A 9,564-nucleotide genomic window follows, 5' to 3' on the forward strand; every position below is an offset into this window, starting at 1 on the left:
AGCAATAAATATTCTTAAAAAAGGGTTACAATATTTGGGAAATCATCTCAACGGTACTGTTGGGCAAACAGAAACCGACCCAAACGCCTTGGGAGAGTCCGGTCTCTGGATTTTCAGTGGAGACATTGAGAATCTAAGCTGTCTCGTTGAACAAGGAATTTCTAACAGCGATGTGGAAAGAATCCCCCGTCACAGCGTAGCTTGACGGTGGGAGTATGTCAATGAGGTGTCTAACCTGGAGAGATTGAATAAGGTTCTGCAAGAAGCGGGATTTAAGGTCAAAGAAGCAGAATTACGCTGGATTCCCACTAATACCCTAGAAGTGAGCGATCGAGACCAGGCCTGTTTTTTATTGAAGTTAATCGACACCCTAGAATCCCTCGATGATGTGCAATCGGTAACGGCTAATTTTGATTTAGTCGAGGAATTGATGTTAGTGGATCTGTGATCCTAAATTACTAGGCAGTGATCACTGATCAGATTTGAGTTCTCAGTGAGCGGTATGAAGTGAGAGTAAGTAGTTGGATAATCTTGATTACTGATCACTGATCACTGATTACTGTTTACTGATCACTGATTACTGATTCTGGGCCCAATCAAGAAATAATCTGTCCCCAAAATCCCGTAAAAATTCGGGTTCCGTCTTTGAGAATATGAATTTCCACTTGATCCGATGCCCAATTAATCTGATCTTCCAGAGCGGGATTGAGGACGTGAATCCGTTGATTGCTAGAAGAAACGGGAGAATCGGGGGAATGAATAGCGAGGGATTCCACATAGGCCCCATCCACCAAAATATCTAACTGGGCCAATAATTCTTGAGAGTGGGGCGGTGCTTGGGTTGAGCGCAATTGTTCGATCGTAAATCCCGTGAAGGACATCACATTTAAGCCTTTTTCCTTAACATATTTAGCTAATTCTGTCAAGGCTTTTGCTTGCCAAAAAGGTTCACCTCCGGAGAAAGTTAGGCCACTATTGCGGGGATTAGCCAAAATTTTGGCAGCTAGAGACTCAACAGTAATTAATTGATTGATCTTAAAGGGCCAGGAAGCTGGATTAAAACAACCCCGACACTCGCGAGAACAACCCTGTACCCAGACCACCGCCCGACAGCCGGGGCCGTTAACGGCGGATTCATCCACATAGCCCATGATATTGAGATGATGGGCGGGAATTTGCGCTAATTGGGCAGCAATAGTCAGACTCATCGCTTATAATCCTCGATCGATTCCTATCTTTTTCATGCTAGGGAAAAAACGACAAAAATCGATCGCTGTTGCCATGATTTGTTAACCTTTGACACACATCACCTGCTTGAGAGTGGCGACAATTTCCACTAGATCCGCCTGTTGATTCATCACCTGTTGGATCGGTTTATAGGCCCCCGGAATCTCATCAATAACGCCCTCATCTTTGCGGCATTCAACCCCTTCGGTTTGGGCGATTAAATCATCAAGAGTAAAGGTTTTTTTAGCCAGATTTCTCGACATCAAGCGCCCGGCCCCGTGGGAACAGGAACAGAAGCTATTATGTTCTCCTTTGCCTTTGACAATATAAGATTGCGCTCCCATGGAACCGGGGATAATACCATAATCGGTTTCTCTGGCGCGGACGGCTCCTTTGCGGGTGACATAAACTTCCTCCCCAAAATGAATTTCTTGTTCGGCATAATTGTGATGACAATTAACCACTAAGAGGGGTTTAGTTGGTTTGCCTCCCGCTAGATGTTTTTCAACAATCCGTTTAAATCTAGCCATCATAATTTCCCGATTATAACGGGCATATTCCTGGGCCCATTGTAGATCGTGCCAGTAGGCGGTAAATTCTTCTGTACCGGCGACAAAGTAGGCCAGATCGAGGTCAGGTAATTTACATTCTGCTAGTTTTGCTAACTCTTTGGCCGTATCAATATGACATTGGGCCAGTTGATTACCAATACCTCTAGAACCGGAATGGAGCATTAACCAAACTTGATTGTCTGTATCTAAACAAATTTCGATAAAGTGATTACCACCCCCCAGAGAACCCATTTGTTTAAGGGCTTTTTTCTCTAGGTTCTGCACGCCTCGATGAATCTGTTTAAATTCAGCCCATTTTGGCCATTTAGTTACTTCCCGATCCACTTCTTTATTTTCAGCAAAACCGACGGGAATATTCGCCTCCACATCGAGGCGAATTTTTTTAAGTTTTCCCTGCAATTGTTCGCCAGTAAAAGGCATTTTTAGGGCAGCCATGCCGCAACCGATATCGACTCCGACGGCGGCAGGAATTACGGCATCTTTGGTGGCAATCACCGAACCGACTAAAGCGCCTTTACCCAAGTGAACATCGGGCATTAAAGAAATGTGTTTATAAACAAAAGGTAGGGAAGCGACATTTTTGGCCATTTGGGTTTCTTGGGGTCCTAATTCATGCCCCGCCCAAGATAAAATCGGTGTCGGTGTGGAAATATCCAGAGTTTCGTAAGCCATAGTTTTTAGGAAATAATCAGGTAAAAAGCCGATGTAACCAAGACAATAAGGCAATTTAGATTCTGCGATGAATTAGATAAATTGTTATCAGTGATCGTGTTTTAGCGCCAGAGGATAAGCTGTTGACTATCTAAATTACTCGTTCAGACTGCACCAGAGTTCTGAGCATTTGTACTAAAATTGTCAAGACGCAGTTTAAATGCAGTACAGCTTATTACCTATATTACATTATATACTACATTCGTGTTATCAACAAGTTCCCAGAAAGAGCAGGCATTGGGGAGCTTTTTTGCTGTGATCGGTAAACAGTAAGCTGTTCAGCATCTAAATAGCGTATAACAGAAACAGTAACTTAGTCAAAAAATTCAATGATGAGCAATCTTACTGATTTACTCGCACTTCCATTTGGCAAACCTTTAGCTGAGATCGATGCCACAATCCTTGAGAGTTTTGGGGATAATTGTTACAAAATAAATGATCAGATTTATTTATTAACAATGAGTATTGACAATATTCCTGTATATAGAGGTCTTGCTTGGGTAGTTTCTGAGCGGGCAGCCGCCTGGATTTTTACAGGTCGTTGGTCTGATGATGAAATCAAACTGCCGCCACCAGATATTCTTTTACCAATGTTTACTATAAAAGATTATCAAAGTGTTTGTGAATTTGGCCGGCAAGTAGATCAGAAAAACTTTGTTAATGATCTTCCAGGGCCGCGAAGAGTAAAATTTAGCAACTACACTTACTATTATCGCATGGTAGAACCCCGTCAATCGGATGATCCTATTGGTATCGAGATCGATCGCCGACCAGAACAGTATAGGTATTGGGGAAATTCTCTAGTCATTATTAATAGTTGGCAAAGAACGATAACTAAAACCTTTCTTGACTTTCAACAATGTTCTCTTAACAATTTAAGAGGAGGGGGAGTCAATACTGGTAGTCATCTTATTCAGTTGAGAAGTTTTGGAAAGCCTGATAATTATCGGGAATCTATTTTATCTGTTTTTAATCCACCTACTCTATGCTATTTTGATTTGGGCTTAGAATTTGTGCCTTCTGTAGATATGCGTTTGGCCTACATCTACATCTATTTACAACCTAACTGTAGCAGTTTATTTTCCGAGGAAACCCGTTCTTCTACCTTTAGGGTTTTTTCTGGTGATCTTCTTTACGGAAATAGATTAATTAGTGCCTCTGAATTAGAGGATTTTCCTGGGTTAATTAACAGTTTTCAAGATAGCAGATTTAAACGATATGACACCGATACTTATATTCAAGAAATAAATGGAATACGCACAGGAACAATTGTTTTTACTCATGATTACATAATCTTATATTAATAAGTAGGTGGGTGGAATTAAATATAAGATGAACGTAGGTTGGGTTGAAGCATGAAACCCAACGCCCGCTCATGTTAGGCTACCGCTAACCCATCCTACAAATAATTGTGCCTCCCTACTTAGCACGATCTTTCAGTTATTAATAAAGTAAAGTGGCTCTTCTGGTTTCTGTGTGGAAACGAGGTCTATACTGATACTTTCTTCCGCAAAATAGCCCTAAAAGTCTTGCCCGATAAGCATTTCACGATTCCATAAGCAAAAATTATCACACAAAGTCGAGAAGAGCCGTAAAGTGCGGTAAATTTCTGAACTCTGGTAATGATCTTGATGTCTGAGATTCATATTTTCTACTTAAAAGAGAGGAAGTGAGGGATTTCCACCACCACTCCAGGGAAACCAAGGAGAGCGAGCATGGAGTGGTAAGAACTAAGAGTTTGTCTCACTTCTGACTCCTTTCCTTCACCACTAACTCTTTGATCCCGAACTGACATTAGCAATACTACCAAAAAGGTTCGGATACCTACACTATCAAGAAAGCGGGGTTATTTTGCACTATAGAGATAACGAAGGAACTGATAGGGGTGGGTATCGCCTAAAAACCGAGTACAGTTCCGATTCTAGAAGTCACTATAGTTGTATCGGAGCAGCACAAAGATTATGGGAAAAGTAGTTGGAATTGACTTAGGGACGACTAACTCCTGCGTCGCGGTTATGGAAGGGGGTAAACCCACCGTTATCGCCAACGCCGAAGGATTTAGAACCACGCCCTCAGTCGTCGCCTACGCCAAAAGTGGCGATCGCCTAGTAGGACAAATCGCCAAACGTCAAGCGGTAATGAACCCGCAAAATACTTTTTATTCCGTCAAACGCTTCATCGGCAGGAAATTCAACGAAGTTACCAACGAAGCCACAGAAGTATCCTACAAAACTCTCCAAGACGGCAACGGCAACGTTAAATTAGACTGTCCCGCCCAGGGCAAACAATTCTCCCCCGAAGAAATTTCCGCCCAGGTACTGCGGAAACTGGTGGAAGATGCCAGTAAATACCTCGGCGAAACCGTTACCCAAGCAGTCATCACCGTACCCGCTTATTTTAATGACTCCCAACGTCAAGCCACCAAAGATGCCGGGAGAATTGCTGGGGTTGAAGTTCTCCGCATTATCAACGAACCCACTGCCGCCTCTCTTGCCTACGGATTAGACAAAAAAGCTAACGAAACTATTCTCGTTTTTGACTTGGGTGGGGGAACCTTTGACGTATCGGTTCTAGAAGTGGGTGATGGTGTCTTTGAAGTTCTCGCTACCTCTGGAGATACTCATCTCGGTGGTGATGACTTCGATAAAAAAATCGTCGATTATTTAGCCGGAGAATTCAAAAAAGTTGAAGGAATAGATCTCCGTCAAGATAAACAAGCCCTGCAACGTCTCACAGAAGCGGCAGAAAAAGCCAAAATTGAACTTTCTAGCGTTACCCAAGCGGAAATTAACCTGCCCTTCATCACCGCTACCGCCGAAGGACCAAAACACCTAGATACCACTTTAACCAGAGCTAAATTTGAGGAAATTTGCGCCGATTTAATCGATCGCTGTCGCATTCCCGTCGAAAATGCCATCCGTGATGCCAAAATCGATAAATCTGCCCTCGATGAAGTGGTTCTCGTCGGTGGTTCAACCCGGATTCCCGCCGTTCAAGAATTAGTTAAAAAAGTTCTGGGCAAAGATCCTAACCAAAGCGTTAACCCCGATGAAGTGGTAGCCGTCGGCGCCGCTATTCAAGGTGGTGTTCTCGCCGGTGAAGTCAAAGATATTCTTCTGCTTGATGTTTCGCCCTTGTCTTTGGGTGTGGAAACCCTCGGCGGTGTGATGACGCGGATTATTCCCCGCAACACCACTATTCCCACCAAAAAATCGGAAGTTTTCTCCACGGCAGTAGATGGACAAACTAACGTGGAAATCCACGTCCTGCAAGGGGAACGGGAAATGGCCAAAGATAACAAGAGTTTGGGAACTTTCCGACTCGATGGTATCCCTCCCGCTCCTCGTGGTGTGCCTCAAATCGAAGTGGTCTTCGACATCGATGCTAACGGTATTTTAAATGTCACCGCTAAGGATAAAGGTACAGGAAAAGAACAATCGATCAGCATCACCGGCGCTTCTACCTTGCCCCAAAATGAAGTGGAACGCATGGTTAATGAGGCAGAATCGAACGCCTCGGTCGATAAGGAACGTCGTGAACACATTGAACGCAAAAATCAAGCTGATTCCCTCGTTTATCAAGCTGAGAAGCAGTTAGCCGAGTTGGGCGATAAGGTTCCCCCATCCGAGAAAAATAAAGCCCAGGCATTGATTAAAGATCTGAAAGAAGCGATCGCTCAAGACGACGATGGTAAGATCAAAACCATCCTACCGGAATTACAACAAGCCCTCTACGCGATCGGTAGCAGTATGTATCAGCAAGGGGCCCCTAGTAATCCCACCGGTGGCAATGATGGCAATGGCCCCTCTGGTGGTGCTGGTGGTGGCGATGATGTCATCGATGCGGAATTCTCCGACGCTAAATAAAAATTAAGTTCATAGCTTCGGCAAGGACACAAGCTACCTTGTGTCCTTTTTTCCTTGCGGCTTTCTTAAAGATAAGGCTGTCACCGAAAATTAGGACTAAACTTAAGTGAACCATCTTGGAGGACTAAGATTAAGAAAATGGAAATTTACCAATTTAGCCAACGCCAGACAATTATTATGGCTATTCTAGTCCTCTATCTCGGTAAGTATTTAACCAAAAATATCAAATTTCTACAAGATTATAACATTCCTGATGCCGTTGCTGGTGGTGTCTTAGCTTCCTTATTTTTCGGTCTATTTTTTGCTGTTTTTAAATGGCAAATTGAATTTACCCTTAATGTTCGGGATGCCCTGTTAATCGTTTTTTTTACTACTATCGGACTGTCCTCAAAACTAAAAACCCTGCTGCAAGGGGGTAAACCCTTGCTAATTTTATTAATAACCGCCGTGGTTTATCTCATTCTACAAAATTTAGCCGGGTTAGGAGTGGCAAAAGTGATGGGATTAGATTTACCCATCGGTTTGATTGCTGGTTCCGTTTCTTTGAGTGGCGGTCACGGGACTGCCATTGCTTGGGCTTCTATTTTTCGTGATAATTATGGCATCGCCAAAGCATCAGAAATCGGTGTAGCTAGTGCTACTTTTGGGCTAGTTTTAGGGGGAATTATTGGCGGACCGGTGGCTAAATGGTTAATTACGAGAAATCGACTGCGAGCCAATAATCAAGACCAAGATTTAACGGTGGGAATTAAACAAAGCCAGAGGAATGTCAATATCGATTACAATACAATGCTCCATTCAATCTTAGTGATTGGTTTAACTATCGGTTTAGGTAATCAGATTAACTACTGGGCAACTCCCCTTGGTTTAAAATTACCGGATTTTGTCCCCTGTTTATTGGCAGGAATTATCCTGACTAATACCGTACCTTTGGTGTTGAAACGCTTTCCTTGGCCCGCTAATACGCCCTCTTTAGCCTTAATTTCTGATGTTAGTCTCGGTTTATTCCTATCTATGTCCTTGATGAGTTTACAATTATGGACATTGATCGATTTGGCCGGACCGATTGCTATCCTGTTATTAGTGCAGTTCTCACTCAGTATTATTTATACTGTTTTACTGGTCTTTCCCGTAATGGGAAAAAACTATCATGCTTCAGTAGTTTGCGCCGGTTATTTGGGTTTAACTCTAGGGGCAACTCCCACAGCTATCGCCAATATGACCGCGGTGACGGAACATTTTGGGGCTTCTCCCCAGGCATTTATTATTGTTCCTTTGGTGGGGGCATTTTTTATCGATTTGTCTAATGCTTTTATCATCCAGCAATTTTTGAATTTTCTGACTTAAAAATTTTTATCGATCAAGTAATTTTTGAGGAAAGTTGACTAATCTTTTCCGTCAAGATTGGCCAAAGCTTGCAGTAAAATCGGAATAATACCAAATCCGTTTTTAATAATATGATTAACTGCTAATCGAACTTTAAAAACCCAGTTATGGATTGTTTCTTGCTGCTCCGGCGCTCCCCGCTTCGGCAGGACACAAGTTACCTTGTGTCCTTTTTCAGGCTCAAAATCGGAAATTAGGCCAATCCGACTAATTTAGCGCTGTATTCCCACATTTTTGCCCCTCTTTCATCGTCGCGAGCTTGAGGAGAAACCCTTTGAACAAAGGATTTACCCTCTTTTTTCTGACGATTGCCCCAACTCCAGTAAGCACCGGATTGACGGTATTCGGGGTCAGCAACCACCATAGCGACTCTTTCCCCGGCTAATTCTTGGGAAACATAGCCACCGGTGATATTTTTCTGGAACCAGGGGAAAAACTGCTGGAAAAAGGGGTAATGGTTGCGGAAAAGGGGTGTATCGGCCACACAACCCGGATAGAGGGAAGTAAAAGTGATTCCGGTCGATTGGTGATAGCGTTTGTGCAGTTCCCGCATGGTGAGAACATTACACACCTTACTATCTTTGTAGGCTTTGACCGATTCAAATTTTTTGCCGTCGGCCATAGTAATCGGCTCTTTGAAACCCTTGGCAAACCCGTCCAAATCGCCCAAATCGGGACGAGGAGGAATTTTACCGCCTAATTCATCGGGATTATGGGTGACAGTGCCGAGAATGACTAAACGGCGGTCGGGAGAGGGAGAATTTTTTAGATCTTCCAAGAGCAAATTTGACAACAGGAAATGACCTAAATGATTGGTGGCCATGCTCAATTCATAACCGTCGGGACTTCTTAAGGGTTCTTTGAGCAAAGGCAGATAGATAGCGGCATTGCAGACTAAAGCGGTTAGGGGTCTGCCCAAGGCCCGGAAATTTTTAACGAAGCGCCGGACGCTATCGAGGGAACCGAGGTCGATAAATTCCATACAGTAGTTATCCCGGGGAATGTTCAATTCCTTGGCCGCCTGTTCCATTTTCGGGATATCCCGACAGGCCATAACCACAAACCAACCTCTTTGAGCAAGGGATTTAGCGGCGTAGAGACCGACTCCAGAAGTTGTCCCAGTAATGATCACCGTGGGTTTTTGATCTTGTACCATTTTTTGATAGTTTTCGTTAATCGCTCTGGTCTAGGGAATATCCAAGGGATTCCGATTATAAATTTTATCTCAAATGTCGGGGTTTCATCCCGTCCCTAAAAGCGACGGGATGAAACCAAGCGCCAATATAAAACAGCACTTCGACACATTTCGACAGGCTCAATGTAAAGGCTCAACGTAAAGGCTCAGTGACACGAAGCACGATTAAAAATAAGCGTCCAGTCTCCTGACAAAATCTCGAATAACTTCTTCTTGTAAGGGTCTTGACCTACTCAGGCCAAATAGCTACCATGTAAGTAGAGCGGATAGGGTAATCAACCGCTTTAAAAACCCATGTAGTCTAACCACTACGCTATCTGCACCTTGACAATTAAAGATATGGGGTTCTACTCAATAGTTCTAGTTTCCCCCTGCTCGTGATGTAAAATCTTTACGGGAAATAGACAAAGCAGTATTTGAAGCTAACGTTTCAATTCAAGCAAACTTTGTACCCCCCCCTTGCCCCTAGGGCTGTTTCATTCTCCCATCAGAATATCAAAAGTAAAAGCGATCACTGTCAGGTAAAATGAGAAGTGAACGCGAACTTTTGAAAGATATGTTGAGCTTAATAGAAAAACTAAAACAAGTCAAGGACTTTCGGAAAGAT

7 protein-coding genes and 2 pseudogenes are annotated in these 9,564 nt (G+C 43.3%); 5 read left to right on the top strand and 4 right to left on the bottom strand.

Annotated elements, in window-relative coordinates; genetic code table 11:
• Together PX482_RS09390 and PX482_RS09395 are read left to right on the top strand one after the other, a co-directional pair.
• Positions 1-205, top strand: a pseudogene (locus PX482_RS09390) (zinc ribbon domain-containing protein); the annotation flags it as partial.
• Between the two features lie 6 nt (positions 206-211).
• Positions 212-448, top strand: a pseudogene (locus tag PX482_RS09395) (YebC/PmpR family DNA-binding transcriptional regulator); the annotation flags it as partial.
• Positions 449-596: 148 nt separating this feature from the next.
• Here the strand turns inward: PX482_RS09395 and PX482_RS09400 are convergent.
• A complete protein-coding gene (locus tag PX482_RS09400; protein WP_002759744.1) occupies positions 597-1,208 on the bottom strand; it encodes a 4Fe-4S single cluster domain-containing protein in 612 nt (203 codons plus the stop codon).
• A gap of 81 nt (positions 1,209-1,289) precedes the next feature.
• Entirely contained in the window at positions 1,290-2,471 is a 1,182-nt protein-coding gene (locus PX482_RS09405) for an RtcB family protein (protein ID WP_002759743.1), read from the bottom strand.
• A gap of 368 nt (positions 2,472-2,839) precedes the next feature.
• On the opposite strand from PX482_RS09405, the gene PX482_RS09410 reads away from it, so the two are divergent.
• Entirely contained in the window at positions 2,840-3,814 is a 975-nt protein-coding gene (locus tag PX482_RS09410) for a hypothetical protein (RefSeq protein WP_002759741.1), read from the top strand.
• A gap of 347 nt (positions 3,815-4,161) precedes the next feature.
• Here PX482_RS09410 and PX482_RS09415 read toward each other — a convergent pair whose 3' ends face one another.
• Entirely contained in the window at positions 4,162-4,305 is a 144-nt protein-coding gene (locus PX482_RS09415) for a hypothetical protein (RefSeq protein ID WP_170863954.1), read from the bottom strand.
• A gap of 166 nt (positions 4,306-4,471) precedes the next feature.
• Here PX482_RS09415 and dnaK point away from each other — a divergent pair, with 166 nt between their 5' ends.
• Together dnaK and gltS are read left to right on the top strand one after the other, a co-directional pair.
• A complete protein-coding gene (dnaK, locus tag PX482_RS09420; protein WP_288122360.1) occupies positions 4,472-6,376 on the top strand; it encodes a molecular chaperone DnaK in 1,905 nt (634 codons plus the stop codon).
• A gap of 138 nt (positions 6,377-6,514) precedes the next feature.
• The gene (gene gltS / locus PX482_RS09425; RefSeq protein ID WP_002759736.1) at positions 6,515-7,723 is read left to right on the top strand and encodes a sodium/glutamate symporter; all 1,209 of its coding nucleotides are present in this window, start codon (positions 6,515-6,517) and stop codon (positions 7,721-7,723) included.
• Positions 7,724-7,955: 232 nt separating this feature from the next.
• Here the strand turns inward: gltS and PX482_RS09430 are convergent, their stop codons facing one another.
• Positions 7,956-8,918 (bottom strand): protochlorophyllide reductase, encoded by a 963-nt coding sequence (locus tag PX482_RS09430; RefSeq protein ID WP_002759735.1) that lies wholly within the window; start codon positions 8,916-8,918, stop codon positions 7,956-7,958.
• Between the last annotated feature and the right edge of the window lie 646 nt (positions 8,919-9,564).

Origin of the sequence: Microcystis sp. M53602_WE12, assembly GCF_030065455.1 — a bacterium.
Lineage (GTDB): Bacteria > Cyanobacteriota > Cyanobacteriia > Cyanobacteriales > Microcystaceae > Microcystis > Microcystis aeruginosa.